Origin of the sequence: Pseudomonas sp. GD04091 (assembly GCF_029836165.1) — a bacterium.
Lineage (GTDB): Bacteria > Pseudomonadota > Gammaproteobacteria > Pseudomonadales > Pseudomonadaceae > Aquipseudomonas.
Genome location: NZ_JAOEBG010000008.1, coordinates 90,173 through 106,952, shown reverse-complemented (window position 1 = coordinate 106,952; position 16,780 = coordinate 90,173). Strand labels below are relative to the sequence as shown.

Below are 16,780 nucleotides of genomic sequence, written 5' to 3'. Positions count from 1 at the left end.
CGGCCTGCTCGGGATAACCCTTCAACACGAAAATAGCGGATAATGGCACGCCCCGATATGCGGCAAATCTGCCGTGGATGTGCCATTTAAGGGCATCAGGGAGCTGGCTTGACTTCACCTGGTCTTTCCGATTGACTGGGGTTGCAAGCCCCCCTTGATTGATATTTTTAACAACAAAGGTGTTGCATCATGTCGGTACCCCCGCGTGCCGTTCAGCTTAACGAAGCGAACGCGTTCCTTAAGGAACATCCTGAGGTTCTCTACGTTGACCTTCTGATTGCAGATATGAATGGTGTGGTGCGCGGCAAGCGCATAGAGCGCACCAGCCTCCACAAGGTTTACGAGAAAGGCATCAACCTGCCGGCCTCCCTCTTCGCCCTGGATATCAACGGCTCGACCGTCGAAAGCACGGGCCTGGGCCTGGACATCGGCGATGCCGACCGCATCTGCTACCCCATCCCGGGCACTCTCTCCAACGAGCCTTGGCAGAAGCGCCCGACCGCGCAGCTGCTGATGACCATGCACGAGCTCGAAGGCGAACCCTTCTTCGCCGACCCACGTGAAGTGCTGCGCCAGGTGGTGAGCAAGTTCACCGACATGGGCCTGACCATCTGCGCCGCGTTCGAGCTGGAGTTCTACCTGATCGACCAGGAGAACGTGAACGGCCGCCCACAGCCGCCTCGCTCGCCGATCTCGGGCAAGCGCCCACAGTCGACCCAGGTGTACCTGATCGACGACCTCGACGAATACGCCGACTGCCTGCAGGACATCCTCGAAGGCGCGAAGGAACAAGGCATCCCGGCCGACGCCATCGTCAAGGAAAGCGCCCCGGCGCAGTTCGAAGTCAACCTGCACCATGTCGCCGACCCGCTCAAGGCCTGTGACTATGCGGTACTGCTCAAGCGCCTGATCAAGAACATCGCCTACGACCATGAAATGGACACCACCTTCATGGCCAAGCCCTACCCGGGCCAGGCAGGCAACGGCCTGCATGTACACATTTCCGTGCTGGACAAGGATGGCAACAACATCTTCACCAGCGAGGATCCCGAGCAGAACGCCGCGCTACGTCACGCTGTCGGCGGTGTGCTCGAGACCCTGCCCGCTTCGATGGCGTTCCTCTGCCCGAACGTCAACTCGTACCGTCGCTTCGGCGCGCAGTTCTACGTTCCGAATGCGCCGAGCTGGGGCCTGGACAACCGCACCGTGGCCCTGCGCGTGCCGACCGGCTCGCCGGACGCCGTGCGCATCGAGCACCGCGTGGCCGGCGCCGACGCCAACCCGTACCTGATGATGGCGGCCGTGCTGGCCGGTGTGCACCACGGCCTGACCAACAAGGTCGAGCCGGGCGAGCCGATCGAAGGCAACTCGTACGAGCAGCTGGAGCAAAGCCTGCCGAACAACCTGCGCGATGCCCTGCGCGAGCTGGACGACAGCGAGATCCTGAACAAGTACATCGATCCGAAGTACATCGACATCTTCGTCGCGTGCAAGGAAAGCGAGCTGGAGGAGTTCGAGCATTCGATCTCCGACCTCGAGTACAACTGGTATCTGCATACCGTGTGAACGAAAACGCCGCCCTCAGGGGCGGCGTTTTTCGTTGGCCTTCCGGCGACTCCGCCACCCCTGTAGGAGCGGCCTTGTGTCGCTAAAGGGCTGCATGGCAGCCCCGGCGATATCAGCTTGATGCACAAATCCTGGGGGCGCTTCGCACCCCTTTCGCGACGCAAGGCCGCTCCTACAGGGGCCGTATTTGCTGTCAGAGCGGTTTCTCGAAGATCTTCGAGTTGCGCTGGTAGTTGTACAGCGAAGCCCGCGCCGCCGGCAGCCTTTCCACCTCGCTCGGCGAGAACCCGCGCTCACGGAACCAGTGCGCGGTGCGGGTCGTCAGCACGAACAGTGTCTTCAACCCCAGCTTGCGCGCCCGCGTCTCGATGCGCTCCAGCAGCTCGTCGCCGCGCCCGCCATGCCGGTACTCCGGATTCACCGCCAGGCACGCCAACTCCCCCGCCTGCGAATCGGCAATCGGGTACAGCGCCGCGCAGGCGATGATCATGCCCTCGCGCTCGACCACGCTGAACTGCTCGATCTCCCGCTCCAGTACTTCCCGCGAACGGCGCACCAGGACGCCCTGCTCTTCCAGCGGACTGATCAGCTCCAGCAGGCCACCGACATCGTCGATGGTCGCCTCGCGCACCACCTCGAACTGCTCCTGGGACACCAGCGTGCCGCCCCCTCCCCGGGTGAACAGCTCGGTCAGTAACGCGCCGTCCTCGGCGTAGCTGACGATATGGCTGCGCGCCACGCCACCCTTGCAGGCCTCGGCGGCGGCATCGAGCAATTCGGCCTGGTAATCGCTGCCCAGGCGCTGCAGGTGCGCAGTGATGTGCTGCGGGCGCAACTCCCGCACCAGCTGCCCATGCTCGTCCAGCAGGCCCGGCTCGGCACCGAACAGAAGCAGCTTGTCGGCGCCCAGCTCGATGGCGGCGCGGGTGGCCACGTCCTCGCAGGCGAGGTTGAAGATTTCCCCGGTGGGCGAATAGCCCAGCGGCGACAGCAGCACGATGGAACGCTCGTCGAGCAGGCGGTTGATGCCTTTGCGGTCGACCCGGCGCACTTCGCCGGTGTGATGATAATCGACCCCTTCGAGCACGCCGATCGGCCGCGCGGTGACCAGGTTGCCGGAGGCTACCCGCAAGCGCGAACCCTGCATCGGCGAGGCGGCCATGTCCATCGACAGGCGCGCCTCGATGGCCAGGCGCAGGGCGCCCACCGCATCGATCACGCAGTCCAGGGTGGCGGCGTCGGTGATACGCATGCCGCGATGGTAGTGCGGGGTCAAGCCGCGGGCGGCCAGGCGGCTTTCGATCTGCGGGCGCGAACCGTGCACCAGCACCAGGCGCACGCCGAGGCTGTGCAGCAGCACCAGGTCGTGGACGATGTTGCCGAAGTTGGGATGCTCGACGCCGTCACCGGGCAGCATGACCACGAAGGTGCAGTCACGGTGGGCGTTGATGTAGGGAGAAGCATGGCGCAGCCAGTTGACGTAATCGGGCATGACAGGGCCTGTGGATAAGTGAACGGAGAACGAAAAGGCGCACAACGTTCGAAAGTCATCGTCGGAACAGGCTTGCGGTCACGCGCGGTCTCCTCTAGGCAGAAACGAATCAGGTCAATGGACGTTTAATCCAGGCAGTAGTGCCGGATCAGGTCACGCAATAGACGCACGGTAGGCTCGATACGTGACATTTCAAGGTATTCGCCTGGCTGGTGGGCGCAGGCGATGTCGCCCGGCCCGAGCACGATGGTCTGACAGCCAAGCTGCTGAAGATAAGGCGCTTCGGTGCCAAAGGCCACCGCTTCGGCGCGATGGCCGGTGAGGCGCTCGGCCAGGCGTACCAGCTCGCAGTCGGCGACCTGCTCGAACGGCGGCACCTCGGGGAACAGTGGCGCATAGTCGATGCGCACCTCATGGCGCTCGGCCAGCGGCGCGAGCTTGCCACGGATCGCCGCGCGCAATTGCTCGGCGTCCATGCCCGGCAGCGGACGCAGATCGAACTCCAGGGCGCACTGGCCGCAGATGCGGTTGGGGTTGTCGCCGCCGTGGATGCAGCCGAAGTTCATGGTCGGCGTCGGCACGCTGAACTGCGGATTGCGGTACGTTTCCTGCCAGCTGCGGCGCAGCGCCATCAGCTCGCCCATCACCGCATGCATGGCCTCCAGGGCGCTGTGGCCCAGGCTCGGATCCGACGAATGGCCACTGCGACCGAGAATGTCGATACGGTCCATGAGGATGCCCTTGTGCATGCGGATCGGCTTGAGCCCGGTGGGTTCGCCGATCACCGCCGCCCGGCCGAGCGGCTGGCCGGCTTCGGCCAGGGCCCGGGCGCCGGACATCGAGCTTTCTTCGTCACAGGTGGCGAGGATCAGCAGCGGTTGCTTGAAATCGTGCTCGAGCAGCGGGATCACCGCGTCGATGACCAGGGCGAAGAAGCCTTTCATGTCGCAGCTGCCCAGACCGACCCAGCGGCCATCGACTTCGGTGAGCTGCAACGGGTCGCTGCTCCACAGCTGCGGATCGTACGGCACGGTGTCGCTGTGCCCGGCCAGCACCAGGCCGCCGGGGCCGGTGCCGCGGCTGGCCAGCAGGTTGAACTTGCCGGGGCTGACCTGCTGGATCTCGCAGGCGAAACCGAGATCGCCCAGCCAGCCGGCCAGCAAGTCGATGACCGGCCGGTTGGACTGGTCCAGCGCAGGCTGGGTGCAGCTGACGGACGGTGCGGCGATCAGGGCGGCGAACTGGTCTTTCAGCGACGGCAACGGCATGCGCGTACTCCTCGGAAGCGTGGACGCATCATAGCAATGCAGGCGCTTCACTTGGCAATTCGTGGGGCCATCGTGGGAGCGGGCTCGCTCCGCGATGAACGGCACCGGCTTCGTCGGTATCACCGGGCAAGCCCGCGCCCACGATGATGGCGCAAGTGCTGTAGACTGCTCGGCAACGATGCCCCTCCTTCCGAGCCCGCGATGCACAAAGAAACCGAACTCAAACTCCGCGCCAGTCGCGAGACCCTTGCCGCCCTGCGCGAGCACCCCCTGCTGAAGAAGCGCAACAAGTCCGGCTGGCAGACCCGCGAACTGCTCAACCAGTACTTCGACACCCCGGAGCGCGACCTGTCCGCCGCCCGTGTCGCCCTGCGCCTGCGCCGCGATGGCGAGGTCATCATCCAGACCCTCAAGTGCCGCGGCCAGAGCGTCGCCGGGCTGTCCGAGCGCAACGAGTACGAGTGGCACCTGGACAAGGTCAAGCTCGACCTGAAGAAACTCGACGCCAGTTGCTGGCCCGAGCAACTGGCCGAGCTGGACAAGAAGACCATCAAACCGCTGTTCACCACCGACTTCACCCGCGAATACGCCGAGATCTCCTGGGGCCGCGGCAAGGCCAAGGTAGTGATCGAAGCGGCCCTGGACCAAGGCTTCGTGATCGCCGGCAAGCGCAAGGAAGAAATCTGCGAGCTGGAGCTCGAACTGCGTGAGGGCGCCCCCGAGGCTCTGCTGGAACTGGCCGCCGAGCTTTGCGTCACACTGGCGCTGATGCCCTGCGATATCAGCAAGGCCGAGCGTGGCTATCGCCTGCTCGATCCGGACAGCTACGAGCTGGACTTGCCGGGCATCGAGCTGAGCGCCGAAATGCCGCTGGACGATGCCTACGCGGCCCTCGCCTGGCAGTTACTGGGCAGCAGCCAGCGCCTGGCCGAGCAGTATCGCCACAATGGCCACTGGCGCCTGCTGCAGGACTGGGTCCGCTGCCTGGCCGAACTGCGCGCCCTCACCGCCAGCCTGGGCCAGGCCGCGCCGCGTCCGACCACCCGCGCCCTGCGCGCCAGCCTCGATGCGCTGCTGGAAGACTGGCGCCCGCTGGTACTGGCCGGTAATGACGATGAGGACATCCGTCGCGCCGCGCCTGAACAGTTCGCCGAAGAGCTGGAAGATCCACGCTGGGGCCAGTTCTCGCTGGAGACCGCGCGCTGGCTGACCGCCCGTGCCTGGACCGCCGAGCGCAAGGGCCGTGGCGAGCGCCAGGGCAAGGCGCAGCTGGCCAGCTGGCTGCAGCACCTGCTGGGCGAGGAAGCCCGCGCCCTGAAGCTGCCGTTGTACGTGCAGCGCCCGGAGGACCTGGCCGAGCAGCTACCCCGCATCGAAGGCATCCAGACCTGGCTGCACCACGCCCGCCAGGTGCTCGACCTGCCGCAACTGGACCGCCTCTACGGTGAGCTGAACAAGCTGCACGATCTGGCCGAACAGCCACTGGTGGAAGAGGACAAGGAAGCGCTGCTGCAAGCCCGTATCGAGCAGGCCCGTGCCATCGAGCAGAACCGCGCCTGGAAGCACCTGCTCAAGGCGTGAGTCCGCACAGCCTACATCGCGGGGCACGCCCGCTCCTGCACGGTCCCGCAGGAGCGGGCTTGTCTCGCGATCGGCCCCTCAGGGTTTCAGCGGCAGGCTCGTTGTCGACTTGATCTCCGACAACGCCACGATCGAGTTCACTTCCTGGATGCCCGGCACATTCGACAGCTTTTCGAAGAAGAACCGCTCATAGGCCTCGATATCCGAGGTCACGATACGCAGCAGGAAGTCCACCGCCCCCATCAGCACATAGCACTCCAGTACCTCGGGAAAGCCACGGATCGCCTCGGTGAACTCGGCGAAGTTCGAGCGCCCATGGGCATTGAGCTTGACCTCGGCGAAGATCTGCGTGTTCAGCCCCACCTTCTTGCGGTCCAGCAAGGTCACTTGCCCGCGAATGATCCCTTCTTCCCTCAACCGCTGGATGCGGCGCCAGCAAGGCGACTGCGAAAGCCCCACACGTTCGGCGATCTGCGCGCTGGACAGCGACGCGTCCTCCTGCAGCAACTCCAGGATGTGCCGATCATAGGCATCCAGTCCGCCTTGCATAAATAAACCTCATATTGCTCGAAGTTAGAATTGAACAATTCGCAACATCCGCGAAACCACTGAATCATAGCGAAGAAATGCCGCTTACAGCGTGCAAGAATTCTCCCACTTTCGCGGAGATTCAGCATGAACGCACTCGAACGGCCCCTCACTTCGCCCCGTACCGATGCCTGGGCCGCCAACGCCGCTCACAGCACCGTGCACTACCACCTGCAGACCGAGGCCGAGCCAGACAGCCTGTGCCGGGTGCTCAACCTGTTCGCCTTGCAGTTCCTCACCCCACACAGCGTGCAGGTAAACCAGCACGACGACCTGCTGGACGTGACCATCGGCGTCGGCGGCCTGAGCTGGCATCGCGCCGAGGTGATCGCCCAGAAGCTACGCAATCTGGTCTGCGTGACCGACGTCAGCCTCGACAACAGGCCCCACCTGGCGGAAGTCTCGACCTGCTGAGGGCGTGCGCACGCAAGATCCCGAAATCCTTTGCTCTGCTGTCATGGCCCGGCCCGGCTAGCCTTGTCCAGGCAACTCTTCACCTGGCAAGGATGCCGCCATGTTCGCCAACGCCGCTCATGATCTCGACCTCAACCGCCTGCTCGATGCGCTGCTGGCCGAGCAACGGATTGCCGCCAGCGATGCCCTCAAGGCCCTCGAACGGGTCAAGACACATGCCAACGATCATCCGCTGGAGCTGATCGCCGAACTCGCCCTGCCGGACCCACTTCGGCCTGGCCAACTGCTGGACCTGGACACGCTGTGTCGCTGGCTGGCACATCAGGTTGGCCAGCCCTACCTGCATATCGACCCACTGCAGGTCGACCTGACGCAGGTCGCCAACCTGATGTCCGCCGCCTTCGCCCAGCGCCACGGCATCCTGGTCGTGGCCATGGACGAAGGCAGCATCACGGTCGCCAGCGCCCAGCCGTACCAACGTGAATGGGAGGCCGACCTGAGCCACAGCCTGGGCAAGGTTGTCCATCGGGTACTGGCCAGCCCGCGGCAGATCCGCCAGCTGAGCTCGACCTTCTCCGACCTGGCCCGCTCGGTGCGTGGCGCCAGGCACCCGCCGGCGCCCCACCTGGGCGAGCTGGAGCAACTCCTCGAACTGGGCGCCAGCCACGCCCAGGCCGGCGCTGACGATGCCCACATCGTGCATATCGTCGACTGGACGCTGCAGTACGCCATCGAGCAGCGCGCCAGCGATATCCACCTGGAACCCCGCCGCGAACACGGCAACCTGCGCCTGCGCATCGACGGCCTGCTGCATGCGGTGTACGCCTTCCCGGCGGGCGTCGCCCTGGCGATGGTCAGCCGCCTGAAGCACCTGGCGCGGATGAACGTCGCGGAGAAGCGACGGCCGCAGGACGGCCGCCTGAAGAGCCGACTGCCCGGCGGCGCCGAGGTGGAACTACGCCTTTCCACGCTGCCCACGCCCTATGGCGAGAAGCTGGTGCTGCGCCTGTTCGATCCGCAACAGCGGCATGAAACCCTCGCACACCTGGGCCTGGACGGTGAGTTGCTGGGGCAATGGCAGGCACTGCTGCAACAACGCCAGGGCATCCTGCTGGTGACGGGCCCCACCGGCTCGGGCAAGACCAGCACGCTGTACGCCAGCCTCAGGCACCTGGCCACCCCTCAGGTGAACCTGTGCAGCATCGAGGACCCCATCGAGCGCCTGGAGCCCTCGATCAATCAGTTGCAGGTCCAGCCCAGCCTGGACCTGGACTTCGCCAATGGCGTGCGCGCCTTGCTGCGCCAGGACCCGGACATCATCATGATCGGCGAGATCCGCGACCGCGAAACCGCTCAGGTGGCGGTACAGGCGGCCCTCACCGGGCACCTGGTGCTCTCGACCCTGCACACCAACGATGCCTGTAGCGCAATCACCCGCCTGCAGGAGCTCGGGGTCGCGGACTACCTGATCAAGGCCACGCTGATCGGCGTCATGGCCCAGCGCCTGATACGCACCCTGTGTACCGGATGTCGCGATGCCCCAGCAGGCGACGGCCAGACCTGTCGCCAGTGCCGGGGTACGGGCTTCCATGGACGCACCGGGCTGTTCGAACTGCTCAGGGTCAGCGCCCGCTTGCGCGAACGGATCACCCCGGACACGGACCTCGCCGCCCTGCAGCAGCAGGCTCGCGCGGATGGCCTGCGCGATCTGCGGTGCTGCGCGCGGGACAAGATCGAACAGCGCCTGACCTGCGCGCAAGAGGTGATGCGTGTCTGTGGATAAGTGAGAATTCCCCTGTATGGCCGGGAACTTGGCGGTGAGAAAAGGGATCGAATCGGCATCTCAACAGCCCTCATCGACCGAGGTGATTCATCATGCGTTTCAAAACAGCCATCGCAGCCACCCTCCTGTTCTCGCTGCCCATTGGCTCCGCCATGGCCGATGGGTTCTGGCGTAACGTCATCTCCTCCGGTGCGACCACCGCCTCGACCTACCTGACCTTCAAGGACCACAAGCTGATCGTTGCCGCCCAGGATGACGCCGGCAGCTTCGTCGCCAGCGACGGCGCTATCCGCGGGCCCTTCCTGGAAGCCGCGATCCGCCAGGTGCGCGCGGACAATCCGGGCGTGCAGGCCAGCGACATGGAACTGGCCAATGCGATCCTGGCCAAGAACGCCGTTGCCGAGTAACCGCTACCCATCGCGTCATTTTCTTCGCGGGTAAACCCGCTCCCACAGGGATCACCGCTCCTCGCAAGGCTCGGTGATCAACCTGTGAGAGCAGGTCCGGGAGAACGGCAAACGCCACCTCAGCGATACGCCTCCACCGGCACGCACGCGCAGAACAGATTCCTGTCCCCATACACGTTGTCGACCCGGTTCACCGCCGGCCAGTACTTGTGCTGGCGTGTGTGCGCACTGGGGGCGATGCCCTGTTCGATGCCGTATGGCCTGTCCCACGGCGCCAACACATCGGCCAGGGTGTGCGGCGCATGCTTGAGTGGATTGTCCTCGGCGGGCCAGTTGCCCTCCTGCACCTGGGCGATTTCCGCGCGGATCGCCAGCATCGCCTCGACGAAACGATCCAGCTCGGCCTTCGACTCGCTCTCGGTCGGCTCGACCATCAAGGTGCCCGGCACCGGGAACGACATGGTCGGCGCATGGAAGCCATAGTCCATCAGGCGCTTGGCCACATCCTCCTCGGTGATGCCGGTAAGCGCCTTGAGCGGGCGCAGGTCGAGGATGCATTCGTGGGCCACCCGCTGGTTGCGCCCGCGATAGAGCACCGGGAAGGCATCGCGCAACTGGCTGGCCAGGTAGTTGGCCGACAGGATCGCCACCTCGCTGGCATCGGCCAGTTGCGGCCCCATCATGGCGATGTACATCCAGCTGATCGGCAGGATGCTGGCACTGCCCCAGGGCGCGGCGCTGACGGCGCTGTTGTTCGGGTCCAGGCCCGGCACTGGAACCACCGGATGACTGGCGACGAACGGCTTGAGGTGGGCGCGGATGCCGATCGGTCCCATGCCCGGGCCACCTCCGCCATGCGGGATGCAGAAGGTCTTGTGCAGGTTCATGTGCGACACGTCGGCGCCGATGTCCGCCGGTCGCGCCAGCCCCACCTGTGCGTTCAGGTTGGCGCCATCCATGTAGACCTGGCCCCCGTGCTGGTGGATCACCTCGCAGATCTCGCGAATGCCCTCTTCGTACACCCCATGGGTCGACGGGTAGGTGACCATCAGGCACGACAACCGCTCGCCCGCGGCGTGAGCCTTGGCTTTCAGATCATCGAGATCGATGTTGCCCTGCTCGTCGCACTCGACGATCACCACCTCCATGCCAGCCATCTGCGCCGACGCCGGATTGGTGCCGTGGGCCGATGACGGGATCAGGCACAGGGTGCGCCCAGGCTGGTGGCGGCTGCGGTGGTAGCGGGTGATGGCCATCAGCCCGGCGTATTCGCCTTGGGCGCCAGAGTTGGGCTGCATGCAGATGGCGTCGAACCCGGTGATGGCGCACAACCAGCTTTCCAGCTCGTCGATCATCGCCTTGTAGCCCTGCACCTGGGCCGCCGGGGCAAAGGGGTGCGGCTGGGCGAACCCAGGCCAGGTGATGGGGATCATCTCGCTGGTGGCGTTGAGCTTCATGGTGCAGGAGCCCAGCGGGATCATCGACTGGTTCAGGGCCAGGTCTTTGTTCTCCAGCTGCTTGAGGTAGCGCAGCATCTCGGTCTCGCTGTGGTGCAGGTTGAACACCGGGTGCTGGAGGAACGGTGTGCGACGCACCAGCGCGCCGGGTATGCCTTCGGGCAGGGCCTGCTGGTCGAGCGCGGCGATGTCCAGGCCATGATCGACGCCGAGGAAGATGTCGAGCAGCTTCAGCACCGTGGCTTCATCGCAGGTTTCGTCCAGGCTCACCCCAAGGTGGCCGCGCCCGAGGATGCGCAGGTTGACGCGGGCATCCTCGGCGCTTTCGATGATCGCCGCCTGGGTGCCGCCGACATCCAGCGTCAAGGTGTCGAAGAAGTGCTGATTGAGGCGTCTGATGCCCTTGGCTTCGAGGCCTGCGGCAAGGATGAAGGTCAGCCGGTGCACGCGCTGGGCGATTCGCTGCAGGCCCTCGGGCCCGTGGTAGACCGCGTAGAAACCGGCGATGTTGGCCAGCAGCACCTGGGCCGTGCAGATGTTCGAGTTGGCCTTCTCGCGGCGAATGTGCTGCTCGCGGGTCTGCAGGGCCATGCGCAGCGCGGTGTTGCCACGCGCATCGCGGGATACGCCGATGATGCGCCCGGGCATGGCCCGCTTGAAGTCGTCGCGACAGGCGAAATAGGCCGCGTGCGGCCCGCCGTACCCCATGGGCACGCCGAAGCGTTGCGTGGAGCCGAGCACCACATCGGCGCCCAGCTCGCCGGGCGGGGTGAGCACCACCAGGCTGAGGATGTCGGCGGCGACGCAGGCCAGGGCCTGCTGGGCATGCAGCTGCTCGATCAGCGGACGCAGGTCGCGGACCTCGCCGTGGGTATCCGGGTACTGGAGCAATGCGCCGAACACCGAGTGCTTGTCCAGGTTGTCCACGGAATCGACGATCAGCTCGAAACCGAAGCCCTCGGCGCGGGTCTTGAGCACCGACAGGGTCTGCGGGTGGCAGTGCTCGTCAGCGAAGAACGCGTTGCTCTTGCTGCGCGCCACCCGCTTGGCCAGGGCCATGGCTTCGGCGGCGGCCGTGGCTTCGTCGAGCAGCGAGGCATTGGCCAGGGGAAGGCCGGCAAGGTCGATGACCATCTGCTGGAAGTTCAGCAATGCCTCCAGGCGCCCCTGGGCGATCTCTGGCTGATAGGGAGTGTAGGCGGTGTACCAGCCGGGGTTCTCCAGCACGTTGCGCAGGATGACGGTGGGCGTGATGGTGGCGTGGTAGCCCATGCCGATCAGGCTTGTCCACAACTGGTTCTGCGCGGCGTAATCGGCGAGCCTGGCCAGCGCGGCCTGTTCATCGAGGGCCGGCGGCAAGTCGAGCGGGCGGTTGAAGCGGATGCCCGGCGGCACCGTCTGCTCGATCAGCTCGCCACGGCTGGCGACGCCAAGGGCCTCGAGCATGGCCTGCTGCTCCTGGGCATCGGGCCCGAGGTGGCGACGCAGGAAGGGGTTGGTCTCTTGCAGCTGACGCAGGGATGGCGACTGGGACATGGCGATCATCTCTTCCTGGACCAGTTCTCGTGGAGACTTACAAGTCTAGGAAGGGATCGGCGATGTTGCGGGAAAACTTGCTTTTACAATGCTGGCTTCATCGCGGGACAAGCCCGCTCCCATGCATGGGCACGTCAGGGGAGCGGGCTTGCGCGATTCTTACTCGCCGATGGCGGCTTTGTAACCGGCGGCATCCAGCAGCTTGTCCAGCTCGGACGGGTTGCTCGGTTTCAGCTTGAAGATCCACGATTCGTAAGAATCTGTGTTGAGCAGCTCCGGGCTGTCGGCCAGCTCTGCGTTGACGGCAATCACTTCACCGCCGACCGGTGCGTAGATGTCCGAGGCTGCCTTCACCGATTCCACCACGCCAGCGGCGTCGCCAGCGGCGAACACCTTGCCGACTTCGGCCAGCTCGACGAACACCACGTCACCCAACGCTTCCTGGGCGTGGTCGCTGATACCCACGGTCACGCTGCCGTCGGCTTCCAGGCGGGCCCACTCATGGCTTTCGGCAAAACGCAGGTCGGCGGGGATATTGCTCATGTCTTGTCTTCCTCGATTGGGTCAGCGGTCGGCCCGCCGTTAAGTGTTCAGATCAGGATCTTGCCGTGGCGCACGAAGGTCGGCTTGACCACCCGCACCGGGTACCACTTGCCGCGGATTTCCACCTCGGCGCGGTCGCCGGTCGCCATGGGCACGCGTGCCAGGGCAATGGACTTGCTCAGCGTAGGCGAGAAACTACCACTGGTGATCTCCCCTTCGCCAATCCCGGATACACGGACCACCTGGTGGGCGCGCAGCACGCCACGTTCCTCCAGTACCAGGCCGACCAGTTTTTCCTTCACGCCCTGCTCGATCTCGCCAAGCAGGCCGGCGCGGCCGATGAATTCGCGGCCAGCCGGCTCCCAGGCGACACTCCAGCCCAGGTTGGAGGTCAGCGGAGTATGGGATTCGTCGATGTCCTGGCCGTACAGGTTCATGCCGGCCTCCAGGCGCAGGGTGTCACGGGCGCCCAGGCCGCTCGGGGCGATGCCGGCGCCGACCAGGTCGTTGAAGAAGGCCGGGGCCTGTTCGCCGGGGAGGATGATCTCCAGCCCGTCCTCGCCGGTGTAGCCGGTGCGAGCGATGAACCAGTCGCCCTCGGCGACGCCTTCGAAGGGGCGCAGCTCACGAATGAGCGCGGCGCGCGAGGCGCTGAGCAGCGCGGCGACCTTTTCCCGAGCCTGGGGGCCTTGAATCGCGAGAATGGCCAGTTCCGGACGCGCCCTGAAACCGACCTTGAAGCCATCGCTGTGCGCCTGCAGCCAAGCCAGCACCTTGTCGCGGGTGGCGGCGTTGGCCACCAGGCGGTAGCCGTCCTCGGTGCGGTAGGCGATCAGGTCGTCGATGACTCCGCCATCGGCGTTGAGCAGCGGGCTGTAGAGCGCCTTGCCGGGGCTTTCCAGACGCGTCACATCGTTGGCCAGCAGGCGTTGCAGCCAGGGCGTGGCGGCACAGCCATCGATATCGATCACGGTCATGTGGGAGACATCGAAGACCCCGCAGTCGCTGCGCACCTGATGGTGCTCCTCGACCTGCGAGCCATAGTGCAGGGGCATGTCCCAACCGCCAAAATCGACCGTCTTGGCGCCGAGCGCCAGGTGCAGGTCATACAAAGGCGTACGCTGTCCCATGGGTTTCTCCTTCCGGGCGTGGCGAGGCGGCGGCGGTCAGCGATGTTTACCCATCACCTCTTCTTGTAGGATCCGCCGCTGCGAATGCCGCGCATTGTAGCGGCAAGGAGACGGCGTGGCACCCTCAACGCGGATATCCCGGACGATGTGCCGAGCGACGGATCAGGCCGATCACCGGCAGCAGTCCGACCAGCACCAGGCTCAATGCCGGCAACGAAGCCCGCGCCCATTCGCCTTCGCTGGTCATCTCGAACACGCGCACGGCAAGGGTGTCCCAGCCGAAGGGACGCATCAGCAAGGTCGCCGGCATCTCCTTGAGCACATCGACGAACACCAGCAAGGCAGCGCTCAGGGCGCCGGGTGCCAGCAACGGCAGATACACCTTGAAAAACAATCCCGGGCCACTGACCCCGAGGCTGCGCGAAGCCTCCGGCAGTGAAGGACGGATGCGTTCCAGGCTGTTTTCCAGCGGGCCGTAGGCCACGGCGATGAACCGCACCAGATACGCCAGCAGCAATGCCCAGAGACTGCCCAGCAGCAAGGGCCTGCCCGCTCCACCCAACCAGTGGGACAGCGGGATCACCAGCTCATTGTCGAGGTAGCTGAACGCCAGCATGATCGACACGGCCAGTACCGACCCGGGCAACGCATAACCCAGGTTGGCCAGACCCACGCCGGTGCGGATCCCCCGGGTTGGCGCCTGGCGCCGGGCAAAGACCAGCAGCATGGCCACACTGACGGTGATCAGCGCGGCCATGCCACCGAGGTACAGGGTGTGCATGACCAGGCCGAAGTAGCGCTCGTCCAGATCATGTCGCCCGCGCTGCCAGAACCACGCCAGCAGCTGCAGCAGCGGGATGACGAAGGCACAGGTGAACACCAGCAGGCACCAGGCGCTGGCGGCCAGCGCCTTGATCCCACGCAGGTGGTAGAGCGCCTGGCCCCGAGGGCGCTCGTTGCCGCTGTGGTTGGCACCACGCGCACGGCGCTCGCCGTACAGCACCAGGATCACCGCCAGCAACAGCAGGCTGGCCAGCTGCGCCGCGCTGGACAGGCTGAAGAAGCCATACCAGGTCTTGTAGATGGCGGTGGTGAAGGTATCGAAGTTGAACACCGCCACCGCGCCGAAATCAGCCAGTGTTTCCATCAGCGCCAGGGCGATACCGGCGCCGATGGCCGGCCGCGCCACGGGCAGCGCGACGCGCCAGAATGCCTGCAACGGCGACAGCCCGAGCACCCGAGCAGCCTCCATCAGGCCCTTGCCCTGGGCCAGGAAGGCATTGCGCGCCAGCAGGTAGACGTAGGGGTAGAACACCAGCACCAGTACCGTGATCACACCGCCGGTGGAACGCACCCGGGGCAGGCGCATGGGGCCGAACACTTCGCGCAGCGCCGTCTGCACCGGGCCGGCGAAGTCCAGCAGGCCGACGAAGACGAACGCCAGCACATAGGCCGGAATGGCGAACGGCAGCATCAGTGCCCAGTCCAGCCAGCGCCTGCCGGGAAACTCGCAGAGGCTGGTGAGCCAGGCCAGGCTCACCCCCAGCACGGTCACGCCGATGCCGACGCCCAGCACCAGGGTCAGGGTGTTGCCCAGCAGGCGGCTCATCTGAGTGTCGAGCAGGTGCGACCAGATCTGCGCATCGACCGACTGCCAGGACAGCAGCAGGACGCTCAGTGGCAGCAGCACCAGGGCGGCGGTCAGGAAGACCGGAAGGTACCAGCGGCGTTGGGGGGTGTGGGGCAAGACAGGACTCTCGGTTGCAGGTTGCGACCGCTTTGCGGTCGTTCGCGACTAAAGCCGCTCCCACAGGAACCGCACATACCTTGCCGGCAGCGCACGACCTGTGGGAGCGGCTTTAGCCGCGAAGGGGCCCAGAAGGGCCCCGGAAGGATAAGCCGTGGAACTCAGTTCCAGCCAGCCCGATCCATCAGGCGAATGGCCTCGGCCTGGCGCTTGCCAGCGACTTCCACCGGAATGCTGTCGGCCTTGAAGCTACCCCAGGCCGCCACTTCCGCCGATGGTTTTACCTTGGGGTTGGCCGGGAATTCCTGGTTGATGTCGGCGAACAGCTTCTGTGCCTCTTCGCCAGTCATCCACTCCACCAGCTTTTTCGCCGCCTCCGGATGCGGCGCGTGCTTGGTCAGGCCGATACCCGAGAGGTTGACGTGCACGCCACGGTCGCCCTGGTTGGGCCAGAACAGCTTGACCGGCAGGTCCGGCTTCTCCTTGTGCAGGCGGCCGTAGTAGTAGGTGTTGACGATGCCCACGTCGCACTGGCCGGCGGCAATGGCGTGCAGCACGGCGGTGTCGTCGGAGAACACGTCGGTGGACAGGTTGTTGACCCAGCCCTTGATCAGCTTCTCGGTCTCGGCCTCGCCATGGTTCTCGATGAGGGTGGCGGTCAACGACTGGTTGTAGACCTTCTTCGCCGTGCGCAGGCACAGGCGGCCTTCCCAGTTCTTGTCGGCCAGGGCTTCGTAGGTGGTCAGTTCGGACGGTTTGACCCGTTCGGTGGAATAGGCGATGGTCCGCGCGCGCAGGCTCAGGCCGGTCCACTCGTGGGATGAAGCACGGTACTGCGCCGGGATGTTCTGGTCGATGATGGTCGACTTGATCGGCTGCAGGATGCCCATCTGCTCGGCTTGCCAGAGGTTGCCGGCATCGACGGTGAGCAGCAGATCGGCCACGCCGTTCTCGCCCTCGGCCTTGATGCGCTGCATCAGCGGGGCTTCCTTGTCGGTGATGAACTTGATCTTGGTGCCAGTCTTGGCGGTGTAGGCGTCGAACACCGGCTTGATCAGCTCGTCGATACGCGAGGAGTACACCACCACTTCGTCCGCCGCCTGGGCGGTGCCGCCGAACAGGGTGAGGGCCAGGGCAGCCAGTAGGGGTTTGCGGGGCAACATGGGGAGTACTCCTCGCCGATATGAGAGGTGCAAATGGTAGTGGTTCCCATTTTGCGACTCATCTGCCGAGCAGTTACCGGATGTTGCAAACAATCGCGGGGCAAG

Annotated in this window: 13 protein-coding genes; 5 read left to right on the top strand and 8 right to left on the bottom strand. The window is 65.3% G+C overall.

The window, feature by feature from the left end:
• Positions 1-189: 189 nt before the first annotated feature.
• Entirely contained in the window at positions 190-1,566 is a 1,377-nt protein-coding gene (locus N7422_RS12610) for a glutamine synthetase family protein (protein WP_279806848.1), read from the top strand.
• 193 nt (positions 1,567-1,759) lie between these two features.
• Here the strand turns inward: N7422_RS12610 and argA are convergent, their stop codons facing one another.
• Both argA and argE read right to left on the bottom strand, forming a co-directional pair.
• Positions 1,760-3,058: an amino-acid N-acetyltransferase gene (gene argA, locus N7422_RS12605; RefSeq protein WP_279806847.1), complete on the bottom strand. Its 1,299-nt coding sequence runs from the start codon at positions 3,056-3,058 to the stop codon at positions 1,760-1,762.
• Positions 3,059-3,183: 125 nt separating this feature from the next.
• Positions 3,184-4,326 (bottom strand): acetylornithine deacetylase, encoded by a 1,143-nt coding sequence (argE, locus tag N7422_RS12600; RefSeq protein ID WP_279806846.1) that lies wholly within the window; start codon positions 4,324-4,326, stop codon positions 3,184-3,186.
• 201 nt (positions 4,327-4,527) lie between these two features.
• Here argE and N7422_RS12595 point away from each other — a divergent pair, with 201 nt between their 5' ends.
• The gene (locus tag N7422_RS12595; protein WP_279806845.1) at positions 4,528-5,907 is read left to right on the top strand and encodes a CYTH domain-containing protein; all 1,380 of its coding nucleotides are present in this window, start codon (positions 4,528-4,530) and stop codon (positions 5,905-5,907) included.
• Positions 5,908-5,985: 78 nt separating this feature from the next.
• On the opposite strand, the gene N7422_RS12590 is transcribed toward N7422_RS12595, so the two are convergent.
• Positions 5,986-6,456, bottom strand: a complete 471-nt coding sequence (locus N7422_RS12590) for an Lrp/AsnC family transcriptional regulator (RefSeq protein WP_279806844.1) — start codon at positions 6,454-6,456, stop codon at positions 5,986-5,988.
• Between the two features lie 126 nt (positions 6,457-6,582).
• Here N7422_RS12590 and N7422_RS12585 point away from each other — a divergent pair, with 126 nt between their 5' ends.
• From N7422_RS12585 to N7422_RS12575, 3 genes are all read left to right on the top strand, one after another.
• Positions 6,583-6,909, top strand: coding sequence for a hypothetical protein (locus N7422_RS12585; protein ID WP_279806843.1), 327 nt, complete (start codon positions 6,583-6,585; stop codon positions 6,907-6,909).
• A gap of 100 nt (positions 6,910-7,009) precedes the next feature.
• Positions 7,010-8,692 carry a GspE/PulE family protein gene (locus tag N7422_RS12580; protein WP_279806842.1) on the top strand — a complete coding sequence of 561 codons (1,683 nt, stop codon included), beginning with the start codon at positions 7,010-7,012 and terminating at the stop codon, positions 8,690-8,692.
• A 92-nt stretch (positions 8,693-8,784) separates the two neighbouring features.
• Positions 8,785-9,099, top strand: a complete 315-nt coding sequence (locus N7422_RS12575) for a DUF2388 domain-containing protein (protein WP_279806841.1) — start codon at positions 8,785-8,787, stop codon at positions 9,097-9,099.
• 119 nt (positions 9,100-9,218) lie between these two features.
• Here the strand turns inward: N7422_RS12575 and gcvP are convergent, their stop codons facing one another.
• The 5 genes from gcvP to N7422_RS12550 form a co-directional block, all read right to left on the bottom strand.
• Entirely contained in the window at positions 9,219-12,092 is a 2,874-nt protein-coding gene (gcvP, locus tag N7422_RS12570; RefSeq protein WP_279806840.1) for an aminomethyl-transferring glycine dehydrogenase, read from the bottom strand.
• 159 nt (positions 12,093-12,251) lie between these two features.
• On the bottom strand, positions 12,252-12,635 hold the full coding sequence (gene gcvH, locus N7422_RS12565) for a glycine cleavage system protein GcvH (RefSeq protein WP_279806839.1): 384 nt from the start codon (positions 12,633-12,635) through the stop codon (positions 12,252-12,254).
• 47 nt (positions 12,636-12,682) lie between these two features.
• On the bottom strand, positions 12,683-13,765 hold the full coding sequence (gcvT, locus tag N7422_RS12560; RefSeq protein WP_279806838.1) for a glycine cleavage system aminomethyltransferase GcvT: 1,083 nt from the start codon (positions 13,763-13,765) through the stop codon (positions 12,683-12,685).
• A 124-nt stretch (positions 13,766-13,889) separates the two neighbouring features.
• Positions 13,890-15,512, bottom strand: coding sequence for an iron ABC transporter permease (locus N7422_RS12555; protein WP_279806837.1), 1,623 nt, complete (start codon positions 15,510-15,512; stop codon positions 13,890-13,892).
• Positions 15,513-15,673: 161 nt separating this feature from the next.
• On the bottom strand, positions 15,674-16,675 hold the full coding sequence (locus N7422_RS12550) for an extracellular solute-binding protein (RefSeq protein ID WP_279806836.1): 1,002 nt from the start codon (positions 16,673-16,675) through the stop codon (positions 15,674-15,676).
• Positions 16,676-16,780 lie beyond the last annotated feature (105 nt).

Coding starts and splice junctions, on each gene's coding strand:
- N7422_RS12610 (WP_279806848.1), top strand. CDS start 190: ATGTCGGTACCCCCGCGTGCCGTTCAGCTTAACGAAGCGAACGCGTTC.
- argA (WP_279806847.1), bottom strand. CDS start 3,058: ATGCCCGATTACGTCAACTGGCTGCGCCATGCTTCTCCCTACATCAAC.
- argE (WP_279806846.1), bottom strand. CDS start 4,326: ATGCCGTTGCCGTCGCTGAAAGACCAGTTCGCCGCCCTGATCGCCGCA.
- N7422_RS12595 (WP_279806845.1), top strand. CDS start 4,528: ATGCACAAAGAAACCGAACTCAAACTCCGCGCCAGTCGCGAGACCCTT.
- N7422_RS12590 (WP_279806844.1), bottom strand. CDS start 6,456: ATGCAAGGCGGACTGGATGCCTATGATCGGCACATCCTGGAGTTGCTG.
- N7422_RS12585 (WP_279806843.1), top strand. CDS start 6,583: ATGAACGCACTCGAACGGCCCCTCACTTCGCCCCGTACCGATGCCTGG.
- N7422_RS12580 (WP_279806842.1), top strand. CDS start 7,010: ATGTTCGCCAACGCCGCTCATGATCTCGACCTCAACCGCCTGCTCGAT.
- N7422_RS12575 (WP_279806841.1), top strand. CDS start 8,785: ATGCGTTTCAAAACAGCCATCGCAGCCACCCTCCTGTTCTCGCTGCCC.
- gcvP (WP_279806840.1), bottom strand. CDS start 12,092: ATGTCCCAGTCGCCATCCCTGCGTCAGCTGCAAGAGACCAACCCCTTC.
- gcvH (WP_279806839.1), bottom strand. CDS start 12,635: ATGAGCAATATCCCCGCCGACCTGCGTTTTGCCGAAAGCCATGAGTGG.
- gcvT (WP_279806838.1), bottom strand. CDS start 13,765: ATGGGACAGCGTACGCCTTTGTATGACCTGCACCTGGCGCTCGGCGCC.
- N7422_RS12550 (WP_279806836.1), bottom strand. CDS start 16,675: ATGTTGCCCCGCAAACCCCTACTGGCTGCCCTGGCCCTCACCCTGTTC.